This window comes from Pseudomonas sp. SC3(2021), assembly GCF_019856535.1.
Classification (GTDB): domain Bacteria; phylum Pseudomonadota; class Gammaproteobacteria; order Pseudomonadales; family Pseudomonadaceae; genus Aquipseudomonas; species Aquipseudomonas monsensis.
The window spans coordinates 4,473,713-4,493,011 of record NZ_CP082236.1; the positions used below are offsets into that span (position 1 = coordinate 4,473,713).

Annotated in this window: 16 protein-coding genes and 1 pseudogene; 8 read left to right on the top strand and 9 right to left on the bottom strand. The window is 60.2% G+C overall.

Translation table 11 applies throughout. The annotated features are described in order from the left end of the window. Positions 1–2 precede the first annotated feature (2 nt). Both K5Y35_RS19965 and K5Y35_RS19970 read left to right on the top strand, forming a co-directional pair. Positions 3–1,406 (top strand): pyridoxal phosphate-dependent decarboxylase family protein, encoded by a 1,404-nt coding sequence (locus tag K5Y35_RS19965; RefSeq protein WP_222832705.1) that lies wholly within the window; start codon positions 3–5, stop codon positions 1,404–1,406. Positions 1,407–1,540: 134 nt separating this feature from the next. Further along, entirely contained in the window at positions 1,541–1,765 is a 225-nt protein-coding gene (locus K5Y35_RS19970) for a hypothetical protein (RefSeq protein WP_123462919.1), read from the top strand. Positions 1,766–1,907: 142 nt separating this feature from the next. Here the strand turns inward: K5Y35_RS19970 and K5Y35_RS19975 are convergent, their stop codons facing one another. The 8 genes from K5Y35_RS19975 to K5Y35_RS20010 form a co-directional block, all read right to left on the bottom strand. Next, positions 1,908–2,606: a hypothetical protein gene (locus K5Y35_RS19975; protein ID WP_123462921.1), complete on the bottom strand. Its 699-nt coding sequence runs from the start codon at positions 2,604–2,606 to the stop codon at positions 1,908–1,910. Between the two features lie 134 nt (positions 2,607–2,740). After that, positions 2,741–5,125: a DUF3772 domain-containing protein gene (locus tag K5Y35_RS19980; protein WP_222832706.1), complete on the bottom strand. Its 2,385-nt coding sequence runs from the start codon at positions 5,123–5,125 to the stop codon at positions 2,741–2,743. Between the two features lie 72 nt (positions 5,126–5,197). Beyond that, positions 5,198–5,656 carry a metallophosphoesterase family protein gene (locus K5Y35_RS19985; protein WP_128614776.1) on the bottom strand — a complete coding sequence of 153 codons (459 nt, stop codon included), beginning with the start codon at positions 5,654–5,656 and terminating at the stop codon, positions 5,198–5,200. A gap of 92 nt (positions 5,657–5,748) precedes the next feature. Then, positions 5,749–6,768, bottom strand: coding sequence for an XdhC family protein (locus tag K5Y35_RS19990; RefSeq protein ID WP_123462927.1), 1,020 nt, complete (start codon positions 6,766–6,768; stop codon positions 5,749–5,751). Positions 6,769–6,780: 12 nt separating this feature from the next. Further along, complete coding sequence (locus tag K5Y35_RS19995; protein ID WP_222832707.1) at positions 6,781–8,133, bottom strand: c-type cytochrome; 1,353 nt, start codon at positions 8,131–8,133, stop codon at positions 6,781–6,783. 17 nt (positions 8,134–8,150) lie between these two features. Further along, entirely contained in the window at positions 8,151–10,403 is a 2,253-nt protein-coding gene (locus K5Y35_RS20000) for a xanthine dehydrogenase family protein molybdopterin-binding subunit (protein WP_222832708.1), read from the bottom strand. Next, positions 10,403–10,858 (bottom strand): (2Fe-2S)-binding protein, encoded by a 456-nt coding sequence (locus tag K5Y35_RS20005; protein ID WP_222832709.1) that lies wholly within the window; start codon positions 10,856–10,858, stop codon positions 10,403–10,405. The genes K5Y35_RS20000 and K5Y35_RS20005 overlap by 1 nt, the downstream gene beginning before the upstream one ends. Before the next feature lie 87 nt (positions 10,859–10,945). Further along, on the bottom strand, positions 10,946–11,878 hold the full coding sequence (locus K5Y35_RS20010) for an AraC family transcriptional regulator (protein WP_123462934.1): 933 nt from the start codon (positions 11,876–11,878) through the stop codon (positions 10,946–10,948). Between the two features lie 230 nt (positions 11,879–12,108). Here K5Y35_RS20010 and K5Y35_RS20015 point away from each other — a divergent pair, with 230 nt between their 5' ends. Next, the gene (locus tag K5Y35_RS20015; protein ID WP_222832710.1) at positions 12,109–13,305 is read left to right on the top strand and encodes an MFS transporter; all 1,197 of its coding nucleotides are present in this window, start codon (positions 12,109–12,111) and stop codon (positions 13,303–13,305) included. 208 nt (positions 13,306–13,513) lie between these two features. Then, positions 13,514–13,981, top strand: a complete 468-nt coding sequence (locus tag K5Y35_RS20020) for a hypothetical protein (RefSeq protein ID WP_222832711.1) — start codon at positions 13,514–13,516, stop codon at positions 13,979–13,981. A gap of 86 nt (positions 13,982–14,067) precedes the next feature. On the opposite strand, the pseudogene K5Y35_RS20025 reads toward K5Y35_RS20020, so the two are convergent. Further along, positions 14,068–15,218: pseudogene (locus tag K5Y35_RS20025) on the bottom strand (IS3 family transposase). A 334-nt stretch (positions 15,219–15,552) separates the two neighbouring features. Between K5Y35_RS20025 and K5Y35_RS20030 the strand changes: the two are divergent. The 4 genes from K5Y35_RS20030 (at position 15,553) to tnpC (ending at position 19,277) form a co-directional block, all read left to right on the top strand. Continuing rightward, positions 15,553–16,656, top strand: a complete 1,104-nt coding sequence (locus K5Y35_RS20030) for a hypothetical protein (protein WP_222832712.1) — start codon at positions 15,553–15,555, stop codon at positions 16,654–16,656. 377 nt (positions 16,657–17,033) lie between these two features. After that, on the top strand, positions 17,034–17,351 hold the full coding sequence (gene tnpA / locus K5Y35_RS20035) for an IS66-like element accessory protein TnpA (RefSeq protein ID WP_222832713.1): 318 nt from the start codon (positions 17,034–17,036) through the stop codon (positions 17,349–17,351). After that, complete coding sequence (gene tnpB, locus K5Y35_RS20040) at positions 17,348–17,683, top strand: IS66 family insertion sequence element accessory protein TnpB (RefSeq protein ID WP_249745149.1); 336 nt, start codon at positions 17,348–17,350, stop codon at positions 17,681–17,683. Before tnpA ends, tnpB begins: the two co-directional genes overlap by 4 nt. 49 nt (positions 17,684–17,732) lie before the next feature. After that, positions 17,733–19,277, top strand: a complete 1,545-nt coding sequence (gene tnpC / locus K5Y35_RS20045; RefSeq protein WP_222832715.1) for an IS66 family transposase — start codon at positions 17,733–17,735, stop codon at positions 19,275–19,277. Positions 19,278–19,299 lie beyond the last annotated feature (22 nt).

The window sequence follows — 19,299 nt, forward strand, 5'->3', positions numbered from 1 at the left end:
TCATGGCTCTGCAATTTTCTGGCGCTGCGCCTGGACTGCCCGGCATCGGCGAGGGCGCTATGGCCCCCGACGATCTCGACCTCATGTTGGCGGCACTGCGCCAGGCCTTGACCCGACCACGGGGAGCGCTGGCCGCTCCCGCCGAGGCGGAACAGATTGCCGAGGCCGCCGAACGAGCGGTGGGGCAGTCGATCTGTGAGGCCGGGATTGGTCTGGCTCAAGCGCTTGATGTGTATGCCGGTCTGCTCAGCCAGCAAGGCGTTGCCACTGACCATCCGGGTTATCTGGCCTACATCGGGGCTGCGCCGACCCCGGCCGCCGCGTTGATGGACGGCTTGCTGTCGGCCAGCGGCATGATCGGTTCGGGATGGCTCGGCGGGGCGGGGCTGATCTGGGCGGAAAACCAGGCATTGCGCTGGCTGTCCGATCTGGCCGGTCTGCCGGCCGCCGCCTCAGGCTGTTTTGTCAGCGGCGGCACCGCCGGCAATTTTTCCGCATTGGTGGCGGCGCGGCAGCGTTATCGAGATCGCGTGGGCATGCGTCCGGGGCTGTTGCTGGTGGCGGACGGCGCCCACTCGTCAATCATCGTCAGTGCCCGCTTACTCGATCTGCACGTCGTGGTTGTCGCCTCCGATGAGACGGGCCGTCTGACGGCGACGGCGTTGGCGCGCACGTTGGCAGAGCTTGAAGCCGACGACCGACTGCAACAGGTGGTGGCGGTGGTGGCGGTGGCCGGTTCGACCAATGCGGGGCTGATCGACGACTTGGCCGGGGTCGGCCAACTCGCCCGACGGCACGGCATCTGGTTCCATGTCGATGCGGCCTACGGCGGCGCGTTTCTGTGCGTCCCGAGTGTGCGAGCGACATTTGCCGGCATCGAACTGGCCGACTCGCTGATCATCGACCCCCACAAGGGCCTGTTCGTGCCGTATGACTGTTGTGCGCTGCTCTATGCCAATCCGGGCCCGGTCACAGCGGCGTTTACCCAGGACGCGTCGTATCTGGAGCAGATCAACCAATCGCAGCAATGCAACCCGATGCACTACGCCTTTCACCTGTCGCGCCGGGCGCGGGGCGTGCCGCTGTGGTTTTCGCTGGCGGTGTATGGCAGCGGCGCTTACCGGCACACCCTGGAGCAAATACTCGACCTGAGTGCCCGTCTGCGCAAGCGAATTGCCTGTCACCCAAGGCTGACGCTGATTCCGGCGTGCGGGTTGAGCGTGATCCTGTTCCGGCGCGAGGGCTGGCAGGCGCGCGATTACGATGACTGGGCGCAGCGCTGTCTGCGTGATGGCATTGCGCTGGTGGTGCCTTCAAGCTGGCAAGGCGAAACGGTGATGCGCCTCTGCATCATGAACACCCGGCTGGATGAGCAACGCTGCGAGGCGTTACTCGCCGACCTGTGAAAGCGGTCGAGGTGATCAGGTCGAACGTTGCATTGATGGCGTCAATAACAACCATTAATTCAATGAAGTTCTCATATGAAGAGCGCAGCGTAAGATCGGCTCCACACCCAACCACTGCAACGGAGCACATGATCATGAAACGCCAAACCCTGCTTGGCATCGCTTTCTCGCTTTTCGCACTGAACGCGTTCGCCGCCACCGAAACCGATCCACTGTTCAGCGATGCGGTAGCCGCTGCGACACAAACCGACCCGCTGTTCAGCGATGCCGTCGCCGCCGATGGTTCGGATCATCTGCAGGGCAACCGCGTAGCGGAAGGTGGCGCAGACCGTCTGCTCGAACGCCGCTCGAATGTCTGAGTCGATCGCTGTAACCAACAAAACCCGGCCTCAACAACCGGGTTTTTTTACGCCTGCTCGCGCCACCTATGGCTTCTAGCGGGGGACGTGCCTTAAACAGCAGGCGACGGGACGCCCGTGCGGGTCTGATGGCGCCGTCCGGTTAATCGCTGGTGTCCATGTTGACCATGGTAGCCATGAGCGTCGGGTATTGGCCGGCCTGCTGTTTGCCGATGTACTTCATGGCTGAGCGCAGGTCCTTGTTGCCTTCGACCCGACCCTCTCGTGTGTGATCCTTCATCGACTGCCCGTAAGTCTTGTCGCGTGACATCGCCATCAAGCCATTGACGACAATGTCATTGTCGTCGTGCTTGTGCTTTGACGTCTCTTGACTGGGGTAAGGGAAGTGCCAGAACACCGGTGTGTTATCCAACAGAATGTCGTTCAAAAACGGGCTGCAGGTGCCGCACGGTTGCCGCTCGGTATAAACCGCGTGGATCACGGTGCCATCGAGTGCCTGGGCCTGTGCGGGGGTCAGCCGGGCCAATCCCGCTGCGTTGCCCTGGCCGACCATCCAGTTGGGGATACTGAAGCGGTTTAACGACTGAACGCCGCGTATCGCGATCCACACTTGTTTTTCCGAGTGGCACGCGGCGCTCGGCTGCGTGATGATGAACGGGCCCGGAATGCCGCCGTTGAAGGGGTTGGGGACAGTAAAAAAGAAGGTCGCGTAATTGACCAGGGTGAAGTCGGCATTCGCCCCGCGCATGGCGCGCGCGGCCGCCGACCAAGGACTGTTGAGATACGCCTGCACCAGACTTGGGTATCCGTCATAACCGAGCCAAACCGAATTGAAGGCCAAGGTGAATTCCTTTTCACTAACGGGTAACAGGGCACCATCGCTCCGCTCCAGCTAAGTCGAGGAATCTTGAGCTGTCAATCAGGCCCCGTTCATTGCGAAAGGGTTGCCGACGTTTTCATTCGCCCACCGGTTGCCTAGGTACTCTCCGCCGGCTTCGCCAGCGCAATCCCCGCCGCCCCCAGTCGCTTGAGCACCTCGAACAGCAGATCGCTTTTGGTCACCCCGACAATCCTCGGGCTGGCGACGTACCCGGTCACCGTCAAGGTGATGCCGTCCGGCGTCAGCTTGCTGAAGCGCACAAACGGCGCCGGTTTTTCGAGGACGGTTTCGTTCTCGCAGTAGGCGTTGAGCAGCAGGTCCTTCACCTCTTCCGGGTCGATATCCAGCGGAAACACCAACTCCAGAGACGCCACGCCCTGGGCACTGCCACCGAGCGTGACGTTGCGCAGGTTCTGCGAGATCAGTTGCGAGTTCGGCACGATCACGATCGAGCGGTCACTGAGCTGGATTTCCGTGGCGCGCACGTTGATGCGGCGGATGTCGCCCTCGACGCCGCTGATGCTGATCAGATCGCCGACTTTCACCGGCCGCTCGGTCAGCAGAATCAGGCCCGACACGAAGTTCTTCACGATCTCCTGCAAACCGAAACCGATGCCCACCGACAGCGCACTGACGATCCACGCCAGGTTGGTCCACTTCACGCCCAGCGACGACAGGGTCAGCAGAATCACGAAGGCATAACCGATGTTGGAAAACAGCGTGCTCAGCGACGCACACATGCCGGGGTCCATGTCGGTCTTGGGCAGAAATTCGTTGTCGAGCCAGCGGCGCAGGGCGCGGATCAGCCAGATGCCGACAATCAGCGCCAGCACCGCGTTGAGCAAATGGCCGGGAACAATGTTCAGCTTGCGCAACCCGGCGCCGCCGAGAATCGCCATGATATTGCTCGCCAGCTGCCCCAGCGTGGTGCCGATGCCGCCGACAAACAGCGCGATCACTGCCAGCAGCAACAGCCCGGCACGACTGAAACCGGACAACAGAATCGACATCTGATCGAGGCGTCGATCACCCACCCCGAGCAACTGTTTCAGCGCTTTGCCGCTGGCGTGTCTGGGCGAAAATACATGCTCGCAGGCGTCCTTGATCACCTGGATCAACAGGTAGAACCCGGACAGGACGATATACGACCACACCAATTCATAGGTGATGAACCGCGCCAGCGACACGTACCCGGTGAGCAGCGCCATCGCCGCCACGAAAATCGACAGACTGGCGACGGTGAAAATCACACCGGAGAACGTGCTGCCCGCCGCCGACGCATCATTGGCGGCGATCATCGCCTTGCGTGCCTTGCTCACCTGCAACAGCATCGTCACCACAATCGCCAGCACCACCATGGCAATCACGCCGCGCCCGGCGAGCACAATCTGACTGCTCATGCCCGTGGCATTGCTGACTTGCACCAGCGTCACCAGCACCAGCAACGCGCAGGACAGAATCCGTGGGAACGGCTTCAGCGCCAGCGCCACCGGATCGGCAATCGCCGGCAGGCGCCACGACGGATGTTGCGTCGACAGCAAGGCTCGGCTCAGCCCGGTGATCAGCACGCAGGCATACACGACTTTTTCGAACTCATCGGAAAACGTCGCCAGCACCGGCGTCAGCGGCGCGTGGCGGGTGAGGGCGTAAAACAGCACATGCAGGGCGATGGCGGTGGTGGCAATGGTCGCAAGGGCTGAAGCGAACGCCAGCGCGCTGCGGCGCAGACGCCCCTCCGGCATGCGATGAATGCAGACCCAGGTCAGCCCGCGTTCGGCCAAGCGCCGTCCGTACGTCCAGATCAGCAGCGCCAGCATCACCAACAGCACCGTATAAACGTGCTGCCCTGGCGCCCACACCGTGGCCCAGGTTTCTTCGATCTGCTGCACGAAAAAGCTTAGCCTCTGGCGATCATCCGGCGAAGGGTTGATCAGCGGCGACCAGAAATCCGGGTTCAGCACACTGTCCGTACCCAGGGTCAGTTCGCTCTCCAGCAGCGTGCGCCGGATACCGGCAATCTGCGTGATCAGATCCGCCGCACTCTGCTTCAACGCCGCGAGGCTCTTGAGCGTCGCATCGACCTTGTTCTTCTGCTCCGTCAGCGACGCCCGCTGCGCGATGATATCCGCCTGCTCCGAGGCAATTCCGGTATCCGGCGCCGCCCCCAACACCCCCAGTTGCACCGTCAGTTGCGCCTGCTGCGGCAACAACGCCGTCGACAACTTATCGACATCCAGAATGAACGCCTGCACGCGATCCTGCGGGCCCTCGAGCTGGTTGTAATTGTTCGCGGCAGAAATCTGCTGTTTCAGTGCATCGAGGCGTTGTTGCAGGGCTTGCAGATCACTCTGGGAAATCACCGGCAGCGGCGCGGCGGCGGTCGCCGACGGCGCCGGCAACTCCGCCGCCCACAGCGGCGGACTGCCGGGGATGAGCAGGATCAGTACGGTCAACCACAAACACTGCAATGCGTTGCGCATGGGGGCGACGGGCTCGAATGGAACACACAGCCTATGAGGTTAGGTGATTGGGGGAGATGGGGAGGAAAAGTTTCACGGCAGAAGGTGGATCAGCTCGGGTTCAAGCGCGGTGCGGCTGGCGTCGAGCAAGGCAAGCGTGACCGGGAGTTTGAAGCGGCGGCGTCCGGCACTGCCGGGGTTCAGGTAGAGACAGTTTTCGCGCCATTCGATCAGCGGCTTGTGGGAGTGGCCGGTGATCACCAGTTTGATGGCGCTGGTGAGCAGTGCGGGCACGTCGGCGATGTCGTGGGTCAGCAGGGTTGGCCAGCCGTTGAGGTCGAAGCTGAGGTGGTCGGGCAGGGCGGCGGCCCAGGGCAGGTCGAGGTCGTTGTTGCCGCGCACGGCGTGCAGTGGGGCAATGGCGGCGAGTTGGCTGAGGATTTCCGGGGCGCCGATGTCGCCGGCGTGGATGATCAGGTCGCTGCCCTCAAGGACGGCGAGGGCTTCGGGGCGTAGCAGGCCGTGGGTGTCGGAGATAATGGCGGTTTTCATGAGGGGGAGCGTAGCAGGCGCGGTTCGGTTTGGGTTGAGGGCCTGCGTTCGGGCAGACACACCGTGTTGCGCTGCGCTGACGATCTTTGGCGTCAGATCGACTCCGGCAGGCCTTGCTGCGCTTTGGCCCGGGCGATGGAAAACGCTTTCGGCAGGCTGGCGCCATTCTTCGCTGCAAGAATTTCGGCCATCACACTGACAGCGATTTCTGCCGGCGTCTTGCTGCCTATGTAGAGGCCGATCGGCCCGTGCAGACGTTCAAGTGACGCTTGCGTCTCACCAAAATGCTCGATCAGCCGTTCGCGGCGCAGCTGGCTGTTGCGCCGCGAGCCGATGGCGCCGATGTAGAACGCCGGGCTGTGGAGCGCTTCGAGCAGAGCCAGATCGTCGAGTTTGGGATCATGGCTCAAGGCGACGATGCAGGTGCGCAGATCGACCGCGAAGTCGCGGACCACGTCATCGGGCATGCCGACGATACGTTCGACGCCGTCCACCGCCCAGGTCTCGATGTACTCGGGACGCGGATCGCACACCGCCACCTTGAACCCGTTGAACAACGCCATGGTCGCGAGGTACTCGGCCAGCGCCCCGGCACCGATCATGAGCATTCGATAGCCCGGCCCCAGGGTGTTGAGCATCTGCGAGCCATCGAAGCTGAATTGTTCGGGCGTCGCCGTGGCTTCGAGCGTGACCTGGCCGGAGGCCAACGCCAGGCGACGGCGAACCAGTTGCCCGGCGTCCAGTTGCACCAGCAATGCATCGAGTGACTGCCACGCCGGGTTGAATTCGAGGATCAGCTCAAGCGTGCCACCGCAGGGCAAGCCGAAGCGATGCGCCTCGTCGGCGCTGACGCCATAGCGCACCACTTGCGCTGCGCTGTCATTGAAAGCGTTGCCGCCGTGGGCCGTGGTATAGCGGTGGATCAGGTCATCCTCGATGCAGCCGCCGGACACGCTGCCCACCACACGACCGTCGTCGCGCAGGGCCATCATCGAACCTGTCGGGCGCGGTGAAGAACCCCAGGTGCGCGCCACCGTGGCGAGCAACACCCGCTCGCCGGCGGCGAGCCAGTCCCGCGCGGTGCGCAGGACCAGCAAGTCGATGCTTTCCATCAGCGTCCCCTCTTAGCGCATCTGCAGGATGATCGGGCTGCTGCTGGCCGGGTCGGTGTGCTCACGCAGTTTGCCAACTGCTTGCGCATCCACGGCACTGCCCTGATTGCCCCAAGTGGTGCGCATGAAGGTCAGCACGTCGGCGATCTGCTGATCCGACAATTGCTCACGGAAGGCCGGCATGCGATAGGCGTCCGGGACACCGGCCGCCACGACCCGCTGCGAACCGTTGAGGGTGATGTTGATCGCCGAGGCGCTTTCCCTGGCCAGTGCGGAGGTGGCACCGGCCAGTGGCGGCATCCATTCGGCCTGGCCCTTGCCGTCCAGGCCATGGCACGAGGCGCAGCGTGTCACGTAGGTATGCGCACCGGGTGCGTCCAGACGCGTCGCAGCCGAAACCGCTTGATACTGCCAGGGCTGGCCGTCGCGCTGGGGATCGCCCGGCAACGACTTGAGGTAACGGGCAATCGCCGTCAGATCGTCGTCGGTCATGAACTGCGTGGAGTTGTTGAAGGCCTCGGTCATCGAACCGTAGACCACCGCGTGTTTATTGCGGCCGGTCTTGAGGAACTGCACAATTTCCGCTTCGCTCCAGCGCCCAAGCCCGGTGTTGTGGTCATCGCGCAGGCTCGGTGCGTACCAGCCGTCGAGCAAGGCGCCGGCGAGGTACGGCTTGCCGGTCTCATCCAGTGCCTTCTCGTTGAACGCCAAGCCTCGGGGTGAATGGCAACTGCCGCAGTGCCCGGCGCCCTGGACGAGATACGCGCCGCGGTTCCACACCTCATCCTGCGAGGCTTTGGCCGCGTAAGGTTCGGCGTCGACAAACACACCGTTCCACAGTGCAATCGGCCAGCGCAGATTCAGCGGAAAGGGAATTGCACTCGGGATGTTCGCCTGTTTCACCGGCGCCACGCCTTTCATGAAAAACGCATACAGCGCACGCACGTCGTCATCACTGAGCTTGGCGTAAGACGGGTAGGGCATCGCCGGATACAGACGGCGACTGTCGGGTGCCACGCCGTGGCGCACCGCTCGGTCAAAGTCCGCAAGGCTGTAGTGGCCGATGCCGGTTTCGGTGTCCGGGGTGATATTGGTTGCGTGGATTGAGCCCAGCGGCGTGGCCATTTCCAGGCCGCCGGCGAACGGCGCGCCGCCCGGCAGGCTGTGACAGGCCACGCAATCGCTGAGCCGGGCGACGTATTCACCACGGGCGACCAGCGCCGGGTCGATGTCGGCCACGGCGATTTGATGGGTTTCAAGGCGCGAGACGGGCTCGCGTGTGACATACCAGGCCAGCAGGCCTGCCGCGACCAGGCACGGCACTGCCAGCCAGCCAGCGGTTCTTGCGAATCGGCTGTTATTCATGGACGCTCCGGCGCTGATCAAGTGAAGGTGTGTCGGCTCATGGGCAGGCTGCGCACCCGTTGCCCGGTCAGCGTTGCCACTGCATTGGCGACGGCCGGCGCGACGGCGGGCAGCGGCGGTTCACCGATGCCGCCCATTTTTTCTCCGCTCTCGATGACACGCACGTGAACCCGTGCCATCCGCGCCGGCGGCAGGATCTGATACAGGTCGTAGTTGCGCGCCCGGGGCTTGCCATCCACCCACACGGCCTCTTCCACCAGCGTCTGCGACAGCCCCAGCGCCACCGCGCCATTGACCTGAGCCTCGACAATTGCCGGGTTGACGATGCTGCCCGGGTCAATCGCCTGCCAAATGTCGTGGACCTTGACCTGGCCGTGCTCGATGGACACCTCGGCGATCACCGCCGTCTCGGTACCGAACGGCGAAGCCATGGCCACGCCGCGCGCACGTTTGCTGCCGTCCTCGGCGGTAAACGGCCCGCGCTTCCAGCCGCCCGAGAGTTCACCCACCGCCTGCAGCAGCGTGGTCAGCCGTTGATTGTCGCGCAGCAGATGCAGGCGCAGTTCGAACGGGTCCTTGCCACCCTTGTCCGCCAGTTCGTCGAGGAACGATTCATAGAAAAAGTCGTTGAGCGAATTGCCCACCGAACGCCAGTAACCGAGCATCGCCGGACCTTTGGCGTAGATCTGCGCGATCCGCTTGTTGGCGATCGCGTAGGACTTGCCCGACAACCCTTCAAGCGCCGTCGGGTCGAGTTTCTCGCCTTGTTTGCCGGCGAGGGCTTCGGTCGGGCCTTCGGTGGCGCTGACCGCTTCGATTGCCAGCGGCCAGCCGTCGTTGTCCAGCGCCGCGCGGAAATTCACCGCCGCCACCGGACGCAGCACGTCACGCAGGAACTCCTCCTCACGACTCCAGATCAATTTGACCGGGCGGCCAACCGCTTTGGCCAACGCGATTGCCTGGGGATACGGACTGGCCGAGTCGTAGAGGAAGTGCCGACCGAAGAACCCGCCCAGCAATGGCGAATGCAGCGTGATGCGCGACGGATCCAGCCCTGTGCGTTTGGCGATGTCCGCGCGGAACATGTCCGGCGCCTGGTTGGGCAGCCAGACCTCCAGCGAACCGTCCGGATTGAATCGGGCCAGCGCAGAAGGTGGCTCGAGTTGCCCGTGGTTCAGGTATTGGTTGTGGTAGGTGGCGTCGATCCGGGTTTTCGCACTCGCTAGAACGCCAGCCACGTCCCCTTGATTTTCATCATCCCTGGCGGGGCCTTTGTCTTCAGCCAGTCGCTTGAACCAGGCATCGCTGGAAAAGTCGGCGGGCATCGGCCGCACCTGGCTGTCTGCGGCAGGTTCCTGCCAGTCGACCTGGATGGCTTCCACTGCACGTTTTGCGTGCCACCAACGCTCGGCGACCACCGCCACGGCACCCGGCAGGCGATGCACGGAATGCACGCCTTTCATGGCTTTGACCTGATCCTCGTTGCGCAGGTTGCCCACGGTCATCCCCAGGCGCGGTGCATGCTGGACGGCGGCATGCAGCATGTCGTCGACCTTCAGATCAATGCTGTAGAGTGCTTTGCCCGTGGACTTGTCATAGGCATCGAGGCGCTTCACGGGTTTGCCGATCCAGCGGAACTGACTCGGGTCACGCAGCTTCACAGAGGCCGGATCGGGAACTGGCAGATCCATCGCCTGCCCGGCCAGTTCACCGTAGGCCAGCGAGCGGCCCGACTTGGCGTGCACAACCTTGCCAGGCTCGGTGCTCAATTCGCTCACCGGCACTCCCAGCTTTTGTGCGCCGGCCTGCAACAGCATGGCGCGGGCGAGGGCGCCGAGGCGGCGCATGACCGGGTAACTCAGGCGCACCGACATGCTGCCGCCGGTGATGCGCATGCCGTTTTCCAACACCACGTAGGCTTCGCCGGGCGGTGCGGCTTCGACCAGGAAGGTCGACGGGTCGGCATCCAGCTCTTCACCGACAATCTGTGCCATCGCGGTGAACGTACCTTGCCCGCCCTCCATGAACGGGCAGAGCAGGCGCACGCGATTGTCCGGGCGGATTTCGAGAAACGCCGGGACCTGCGTGCCGCGTTCGGCGGTCGCCGCCGCTGCCGCCGCTTGCACGCGGGTGGCACCCAGCGGCAGACCGAAGCCGAGCACCAGGGCACCGACGGCGGTGCCGGTGAGGAAACGTCGGCGCGACAGATTGACCGGATCGTGCAGGGCCAGGGCCGATGCTTCCAGGGACGGATCAATACGAACGGTCATCAGGCGTCTCCCTTGCCGGCCAGTTCATGCACGGCGGCATGAATGGCGTTGTAGGTGCCGCAACGGCACAGATTGACCATCGCCGCTTCGATCTGTGCGTCACTCGGCCTGGGGTTCTGTTTGAGCAGTGCGGTGGCGGCCATCACCTGCCCGGACTGGCAATAGCCACACTGGGCGACCTGCAGATCGACCCAGGTCGAGACGACCCGTTTGCCCACTTCATCGGCCTCGATGGCCTCAATGGTGGTGACCTCGCGGCCGACCACGCCGGCCACCGGTGTGACGCACGAGCGCACCACATTGCCGTCCACCAGCACCGAACAGGCGCCGCATTGCGCCAGGCCGCAGCCGTACTTGGTGCCGGTCATGCCCAGGTCATCGTGGATCACCCACAGCAAGGGCGTATCGGCGTCGGCATCGACCTGATAGGTCTTCTGGTTAATTCGTAGTTCCATGGCTCACCCGCTTGATCATCGGTTGACGTGCGTTGTTATAAGCAGTGACACGCAGCGAGGCGTATCACCGGAAAATGTGTCGTTCGCTCAACTCGCCGCACTGCCGAGCGTCTCCGCCTCGAAAGGCTGGCCACGCAGCAACGAGATGTCACGGCTGGGCGCGGTGCCGAACAAGCGGCCGTATTCGCGGCTGAACTGCGAGGGGCTTTCATACCCGACGGCAAACGCTGCGCGCGACACGTCCAGACGCTCCATCAACATCAGCCGGCGGGCCTCGTTGAGCCGCAGCCATTTCTGGTATTGCAGCGGACTCATACCGGTGAGCTGGCGGAAATGATGGTGAAAGGTGGGTGCGCTCATTTGCACCCGCGCCGCCAGTTCATCAATGCGCAGGGCAGCGCTGAAGTTGACCTTGAGCCAGTCGATGGCCTTGGCAATGCGATAACCCTGGCCATCGACGGCGGTGATCTGCCGCAGCCGTGCGCCTTGATCGGTGTGGAGCAGCCGATAGTGGATCTCTCGCAGGATCAGTGGCGCCAGCACCGGGATTGCCTCGGGTTCATCGAGCAATGCCAGCAAGCGATCGAGCGCACCTTCCAGGGTGGACGACATGTTGCCAATCGCGGCGCCTGACGCGGTGGAGGGCTGCCGCTTCGCCGGCAAGCCCACCTTGGTGATGACCTCGGCGAGCATGCTGACATCCAGTTTCAGCACCAGCCCGACGCAGGGCTGTGCAGGGCTGGCACGCAGCACTTCGGAGTTGGCGGGCAAGTCCAGCGAGGTGACCAGAAACCGCGAATGGTCGTAGCGATAGCCCTCGCCACCGACCCACAAACGCTTTTCCCCGCGACCCACCAGAATCAGGCTCGGTTCGACCATGCACACGACCGGGGGCGCCGGCTGATCGCGACGAAACAGCGACAGCCCGGGGATGGCCGTGGCGAAGTCGCCCGGTGCGCTCACGCGCGGGTCAATGTTCAACGCCAATGGAGATTCATGGCGCAGCGGTGTGTCGATCATGGCGGCTCACTCCTGTTGAGCGAACTGTAATCCGCTGCCGAGGCGTTTCCTATCCATCACCCTGCATCCTCAGAGGATCAGGCAAGCATTCAAGAGGAATGCACTAGGGCAGAGGTGGATCGACCGGGAGAATGTGTCGAACTGTTACGGGGGAAGTGCTCATGTGAGCAATCAATTGCTCGCCCCCTGCGCATCACCCCCTCATGTTTTTTGCACCACAGGTAGTTCCCATGACTGTTCTCTCTACAGAAAAACGCGGCTGGAGCGCCGTGCTGGCGATGTCGCTGGCCGCATTCGCCCTGGTCGCTTCCGAGTTCATGCCCGTCAGCCTGCTAACGCCGATTGCCGCTGAACTGCACATCACGGAAGGCCAGGCCGGGCAGGGTATTTCCGTATCCGGAGCATTCGCCCTGATCACCAGCCTGGTGATTGCCGCGGTCGCCGCGCGTGTCGAGCGCAAAAAGCTGTTGCTGTCCCTGACCTTGTTGATGATCGTCTCGGGGACGATCGTCGCGTTCGCGCCGGGCTACCCCTCATTCATGTTCGGGCGTGCCTTGATCGGCATCGCCATCGGCGGTTTCTGGTCACTGTCGGCGGCGACCGCGATGCGCTTGGTGCCGTCCGATCAGGTGTCCCGCGCGCTGGCCATTGTCAATGGCGGTAACGCGCTGGCGACGGTCATCGCCGCACCTGCCGGCAGCTTCCTCGGCTCGTTGATAGGCTGGCGCGGCGCATTTTTTTGCGTGGTTCCGGTCGCCGCGCTGGCGGCTGTGTGGCTGCTGATCAGCCTTCCGTCTTTCAAGGCCGAGCGCCAGGCCGGCAGCGGTAACGCCCTGCGCCTGATGACACGGTTGCCGGTGGCGCTGGGAATGATCGCCGTCAGCGTATTTTTCATGGGCCAGTTCATGCTGTTCACTTACCTGCGTCCGTTTCTTGAAGGAGTCACCGGCGTCAGTGTTTCAACCTTGTCGTTGATGCTGTTGGGGCTGGGACTGGCGGGCTTCATCGGGACCTTTGTGATCGAAAGGTTCATCGGCAACGGCCTCTATCGCACACTGACGGTCATCCCGCTGATCATGGCGGCCATCGCACTGGCACTGGTGAACTTCGGCGCATCGCCGTTGCTGACCGCCGTCCTCCTCGGGCTGTGGGGGCTGGTCGCGACTGCCGCGCCGGTTGGATGGTGGACATGGCTGGCGCAAACACTTCCGGATGATGCCGAAGCCGGCGGCGGCTTGCTCGTGGCCATCGTGCAACTGGCGATCGCCGCCGGGGCAATCATCGGCGGCCTGGCCTTTGATCTGAGCGGCTACAAAGCCACCTTCGAACTCAGCGCAACCGTATTGGTCGCCGCCGCCGTACTCGCCTGGCTGGCGGGGCGCAGCGCCACTGAAGTGCATCTGCCCGAATCGAACGCGACAGCCTGAGGCGATCAACTTCCAGCGCTCAGGGGAGCTTGTTCACTCGCGGCGGTTTGTTTCAGAGAGCGAGCGACGGGCGGCGGTGGAAGGGGAGGTTGAGGCGTCTGCAGGCAAGCGAGTGATGGTGCGACACCGTCCTTATTGAGCCAATGAGCGAAGCTTGTACGATCAGCTAATCTTTGAGCACTGTCGGCGCTTATGGCGATTCAAGTGAATGAAAATGAGCTTCAGGGATGACCTCGTCTGTTCAATGGTTTTGGTGGCGCTTGTTCTGGCATACGCCTCGGGTGCCGGGAACACGCTCCACTTAGGCTACTGGTACCTCACGCTGGTACCAGTGGTGACCTTGCTTCCAGGCCTGATTCTACGTGCCCGGGCCCTGTTCCTAACGGGAGCGACAGCCGCAGCGGCTGTTACGCTTCTGGTCTATATGGCGATCATATCCAGCTCGGGCCGTGATGGCGGCCTCGTTGGGCTGGGGCATTTGTTTTCTGTCCCGGGACTGGTCGTGGGCACCAGTGTGTCTGCTTGGTTATTGAGATTCCGTGTGAATGCGACATTGCCATGGGTCGTCGCGGGCATCGCATTTTTGGGAGCCGGCTTCGGTTTCATCATTGCCCAAACTATTGTGTGCACCACCGCTGTGTACTGCGGTGCATTGTCGATGAGGGTGTGGAATTAATTGAGTGAGCTTCTGTTTGTGGGCGGGGGTGGTTGTTTGTGAGAGGTGGTTATTGGCCAATAGCACCCTGAATCGCCCCGGATTCTCTAGACACCTTGCAAGCTCATTGCGTAACGCTTTTCAAACTCTACCGGTGACAGCTGATTGTTGAAACCATGGCGGCGTTTTGCGTTGTAGAACATCTCGATGTAATCAAATACATCACTACGAGCATCTTGCCGCGAGGTGTAGATTTTCCGCTTGATCCGTTCCCGTTTCAGAAGCTGGAAAAAGCTCTCGGCCACAGCGTTGTCATGACAGTTGCCTCGGCGACTCATACTGGCAACCAAATTGTTCGCTTTCAAAAAACTGCGCCAATCGGAGCTGCTGTACTGGCTGCCTTGGTCGGAGTGAACCATCACCTCCTGTTTCGGTTTTCGCCTCCAAACCGCCATCAATAACGCATCAATGGCCGAATCACTGGTCATTTGCGACTTCATTGACCAGCCAACGACCTGACGAGAAAACAGATCCAGCACCACTGCCAAATACAGCCAGCCTTCATACGTACGAATGTAAGTGATGTCGGTGACCCAAACTTTGTTGGGTTCTACGACATCAAACTGGCGCTTCAGTAAATTGGGTGAGGCGACGGCTGGCTTACCGCCGTATTTGCCAGGGCGGCGTCGATACCCTGTCTGAGAGCGCAGACCTTCAAGACGCATCAGCCTCGCCACACGATGCCGACCACAATCCTCACCGACTTCGCGCAGATCGTCATGGACTTTGCGATAGCCATAAACGCCGCCGCTCTCCAGCCAGGAATGCTTGATCAAACCCAGCAGTCGCTGGTCGTCTTTGGCGCGTACAGATTGCGGCTCAGACAGCCAGGCGTAATAACCGCTGGGATGGACTTTCAGCGTCAGGCAAAGCCGTCGAATGGAATAGTCGCCCGCTCGCTGCTTGATAAAGGCGTACTTCAACCGCACTCCTTGGCAAAGTACGCGGCGGCCTTTTTTAAGATGTCTCACTCTTCGGTGACCCGCTTGAGTTCGGCTCGCAGACGACGCAGTTCAGCGTGCTGATCATCATCCTGCTTCCGTTCTTCTTGAGGTTTGCTGTAGCGCTTTATCCAGGCATAGAGGCTATGCGACGACACGCCAAGACGCGCCGCCACATCAGCGACAGGCAGCTTCTTTTCGGTCACTTGATTGACTGCTTGGATTTTGAATTCTTCGGGGTAACGCGGGTTGCTCATGGCACCTCCTAATGGGCCTCATTTTAAGGCTTGGAGGTGTCTACGAAACTAGGGGCGATTCACTCTGCCCTTCACGAAGGGCAGCTTTTGCCCGGTTGCAGCCTCTCCCGGAAGATAGGAAATTCTTAGAGGACCGGGGCAGGCACTTGACTACGGTCGATGCTGTACAATAATCCATAAATAAGTTAAGAAGAGTGAATTCCTGAATTTTTCAACTTGAGATAGCTACGCTCGGCCCTTCAGCTAATTGAATTGGACAAGCATTATGATGCCCCCTCATCCCTCGTTATCAGCACCATTTTTAGAGCCAGACCACATATATCCAGTTGAATCCATGCACCCGTATGACCCTTGCTGGTGTGGTTCAAATATAAAATGGAAGTGGTGTCATAAGGATCGTGAAAAGCGCCCACCGGTCAAAATTGGTCGGTTGCTTTCTGAGTTGCGAGATCAATACTCTCAAGGGTATTGCTCTCACCCAGACGCCGGGGCTGAAACTTGCAGCCAGAAAATTATTCGAGCACACACAATTCAACGTAGCGGCGGCTTAGCTGGTATAACGGAAGCTGGTCACGTGATGTCTGTGAAGGCTGGGGTTCAGGCAATTTTTGACAATGAAGGCCGTATTGACCCCATACTGGATGGCGTTCGTGGAGCATCAACATTTAACGGATTTTGTAACTTCCATGACACTACGCTCTTTCGTCCTGTGGAAATAGGTGGATCGACATTATCAGCCGAAAGCGTGTTCCTTTTGACGTTTCGTGCTATTGCATATGAACTGTACACGAAGCGCGCAGCAGTGCGTGCGGTGCCTATTCAACAACAGATGGATTATGGCGCCTCTTTTCTAAAACAAGCGATAGTTCAGCAACACCTCCATTACAACGCTGTAGGAATGAAGAGAGGTTTGATTGATTTAGAGTCGATCAAAAAACGTTATGACAGTGCCTATCGTAGTAATGATCGTTCAGAATTTTCAGTCTACGCAGTTGAGTTTTCGGAGGTTCTTCCAGTAGTAGCCTGTGGAGCGTTTTACCCTGAAGTTGACTTTTCTGGAAATCAATTGCAAAAGCTCGGGAGAGGATCAGCAGAGTTCGAGCAGATTGCATTTAATCTCACCATATTGAATGGAGTAACAGTGGCCGCGTTTGGTTGGCTGGGTAGTAAAAATGGACCACCAGCGGCGTTTGTTGAGTCCTTTAAAGAGTTGCCTGATCTGGAAAAATCTGCTGCAGTTATTCAACTCGCGTTTGAACAACTTGAAAACACCTATATGCGGCCATCTTGGTGGCTCGGACTACCTGAGGAATGGCGTAATTTTGCAGTATCAAAAATTAAAGCCGGTACTAGTTTGGTTGAAGAACGAGAGGTTGATGCGTTAGCAAAAAGGCCATATCCATTTTCTGTCGTGGGAGTTCGCTCTGAATTTGGTTAATGAAAATTAGAGGCGTTAGCTTGGTGGCGCGAAGATTTCAATGGCTCGATGATTTAATGATTTTTTGCGTTCACCGAGACTACTGGTCCAATCAAGGTAAAAGTTAGTGTTTCTCAGTATCCGTTTCTGGCCGAAAGCGGTCTGCCTAGTACGGCAGCTTTCGGCTCAGAGAGTGTAAAAACGGACCTTGAGGTGCATCACATCCAGCTAGCAAGCTGGGCCAACTGAATCGCCCCTATTTCTGAGCGCCATTAAATTGGAGATGCGATAAGCAACTCCGAGTCCAGTTCGTAAGCGAACGGTGAACACACCTACCGACCTCCCAAATTAAGGGCGATGGTGTCCGCCTATTTTTAAGCGGACGCGATAGCCCTTAAATGCGCCAACGAAGCTCTTACCCCAAGTCGTTCAAAGCCCAGGTTGTCCAGGAATGCCTGCAACCCGGCGCCTCCATCTCCAGCGTGGCCATCAGTCACGGCATCAATGCCAACGTGATCCGTAAGTGGCTGCCACTTTTTCGAGACCAGCCACCCGCAAGCCTGCCGGCGTTTGTTCCGGTAAAGGTCGCCCCGAAAAGGCAGGCGGAGTCATCTGTGATCATTGAGCTGCCATTCGGCGAGCAAACCATTACGGTGAAATGGCCGTCTTCCGATCCCGAGGGATGTGTCCGTTTTGTCCGTGGACTTGCTTCGTGATCCGCATCGACGCAATTTGGCTGGCCACCGAACCGATGGATATGCGCTCCGGCACCGAGAAAGCCCTCGCACGAGTCGTGTCTGTCTTCGGTGCGGCGCAGCCGCACTGCGCTTATCTTTTTGCTAATCGTCGGGGCAACCGCATGAAGGTGTTGGTTCACGACGGTCTGGGCGTTTGGTTGGCGGCGCGCCGTCTGCACCAGGGGAAATTTTCCTGGCCGAGTAATCGGCATGGTGACCAAATGGAGCTAAATACTGAGCAGCTTCAGGCGCTGGTGGTGGGTCTTCCCTGGCAACGGCTTGGGTCTGACGGAGCCATCCGTAACCATTAAGAGACATGGATGACATACATCGATCAGCAGATCGGGCAGAGTCATCGCCATGATTCCTACTCCTCCTCTCGATCAGCTCGACACCGAACAACTGCGCAGCCTCGCTGCGCAGTTGCTCAAACGCGTTGAGCATCTAGATACGCAGCTGGCGAGCCTCGACAAAGAGGTGCTTCATCAGAAGACCCGCAACCAGCAACTCATTCACGAAATCGCCCTGCTCAAACGCCACCGCTTTGCCAAACGCTCCGAGTCGTTTAGTCCAGATCAGGCCAGCTTGCTCGACGACCTGATTGAGACCGACCTGGCCGCCATCGAAGCAGAGCTTGAAATCCTGGCACCAAAACCAGCGCAATCAGCAGTCCGACAGCAACCCAAACGCACTGCGTTGCCTGCCGAGTTTCCTCGCACGCTGATTCATCACGAGCCTAACACTCAATGCCAATGCGGCTGCGCCCTCAAGCGCATCGGCGAAGACGTCAGCGAAAAGCTCGACTACACGCCAGGCGTGTTCAGCGTCGAACGGCATATTCGTGGCAAATGGGTCTGTGATAACTGCGAAACCTTGATTCAAGAGCCGGTGCCGGCGCAGGTGATCGACAAAGGCATCCCGACTGCCGGGTTGCTGGCTCAGGTGATGATCGCGAAATACGCCGATCATTTGCCGCTGTACCGCCAGGAGCAAATCTTCGGGCGAGCCGGTCTCGCAATTCCTCGATCAACACTGGCCAGTTGGGTCGGCGCTTGCGGCGTGCAATTACAGCCACTGGTGGATGCCCTGCGCGAGGTCGTGCTTGCGCACAACGTGGTGCATGTCGATGAAGCACCGGTACAGATGCTCGCGCCGGGCGAGAAGAAAACCCATCGAGCTTATGTTTGGGGCTACGCCACGACCGCGTTCGCTGAAATCAGCGCGGTGGTGTACGACTTCAGCCCTGGCCGCTCGGGCGAGTATGCCCGTAACTTCCTCGGCGGCTGGAAAGGCAAGTTGGTCTGCGACGATTACGGTGGTTACAAAGCCAGTTTTGCACTTGGCGTCACTGAAATCGGCTGCATGACCCACGCCCGCCGTAAGTTCTACGACCTGCACGTCACCAATAAAAGCGTGCTTGCCGAGCAAGCGTTGCGGTACATCGCGGCTTTATATGAAGTTGAACGCGAAGTCCGCGATTTGGAACCGGATGTCCGGCGACGAATACGTCAGGAAAAAGCAGCGCCCCTGATGGACGCGTTTCATGCCTGGATGATCGCCCAGCGCGAGCTTGTGCATGAAGGTTTGGGGATTACCAAAGCCTTGGATTACAGCCTAAAACGTTGGGCTGCGTTGAGCCGTTATCTCAACGACGGCACGGTGCCGATAGACAACAACCATATCGAACAGCAAATTCGACCTTGGGCTCTTGGAAGAAAAAACTGGCTGTTCGCCGGTTCACTACGCAGTGGTCAACGCGCTGCTGCACTAATGAGTTTGATCCAGTCGGCCAAGCTCAACGGGCATGATGCGTATGCTTATCTGAAGGACGTTCTTACTCGCCTGCCGACGCAGCGGGCGAGTGAGATTGGAGAGTTGTTGCCGCATCGATGGCAGCCGACTTAGTTGCGCAAGACGGGATGCCCGG

Bases quoted from the DNA above. Each gene is read 5' to 3' on its own strand.
- K5Y35_RS19990 (WP_123462927.1), bottom strand. From the start codon at position 6,768: ATGGAAAGCATCGACTTGCTGGTCCTGCGCACCGCGCGGGACTGGCTC.
- K5Y35_RS19980 (WP_222832706.1), bottom strand. From the start codon at position 5,125: ATGCGCAACGCATTGCAGTGTTTGTGGTTGACCGTACTGATCCTGCTC.
- K5Y35_RS20010 (WP_123462934.1), bottom strand. From the start codon at position 11,878: ATGATCGACACACCGCTGCGCCATGAATCTCCATTGGCGTTGAACATT.
- K5Y35_RS19970 (WP_123462919.1), top strand. From the start codon at position 1,541: ATGAAACGCCAAACCCTGCTTGGCATCGCTTTCTCGCTTTTCGCACTG.
- K5Y35_RS20030 (WP_222832712.1), top strand. From the start codon at position 15,553: ATGCACCCGTATGACCCTTGCTGGTGTGGTTCAAATATAAAATGGAAG.
- K5Y35_RS20015 (WP_222832710.1), top strand. From the start codon at position 12,109: ATGACTGTTCTCTCTACAGAAAAACGCGGCTGGAGCGCCGTGCTGGCG.
- K5Y35_RS20005 (WP_222832709.1), bottom strand. From the start codon at position 10,858: ATGGAACTACGAATTAACCAGAAGACCTATCAGGTCGATGCCGACGCC.
- K5Y35_RS19995 (WP_222832707.1), bottom strand. From the start codon at position 8,133: ATGAATAACAGCCGATTCGCAAGAACCGCTGGCTGGCTGGCAGTGCCG.
- K5Y35_RS20020 (WP_222832711.1), top strand. From the start codon at position 13,514: ATGAAAATGAGCTTCAGGGATGACCTCGTCTGTTCAATGGTTTTGGTG.
- K5Y35_RS20000 (WP_222832708.1), bottom strand. From the start codon at position 10,403: ATGACCGTTCGTATTGATCCGTCCCTGGAAGCATCGGCCCTGGCCCTG.
- tnpC (WP_222832715.1), top strand. From the start codon at position 17,733: ATGATTCCTACTCCTCCTCTCGATCAGCTCGACACCGAACAACTGCGC.
- K5Y35_RS19985 (WP_128614776.1), bottom strand. From the start codon at position 5,656: ATGAAAACCGCCATTATCTCCGACACCCACGGCCTGCTACGCCCCGAA.
- K5Y35_RS19965 (WP_222832705.1), top strand. From the start codon at position 3: ATGGCTCTGCAATTTTCTGGCGCTGCGCCTGGACTGCCCGGCATCGGC.
- tnpA (WP_222832713.1), top strand. From the start codon at position 17,034: ATGCGCCAACGAAGCTCTTACCCCAAGTCGTTCAAAGCCCAGGTTGTC.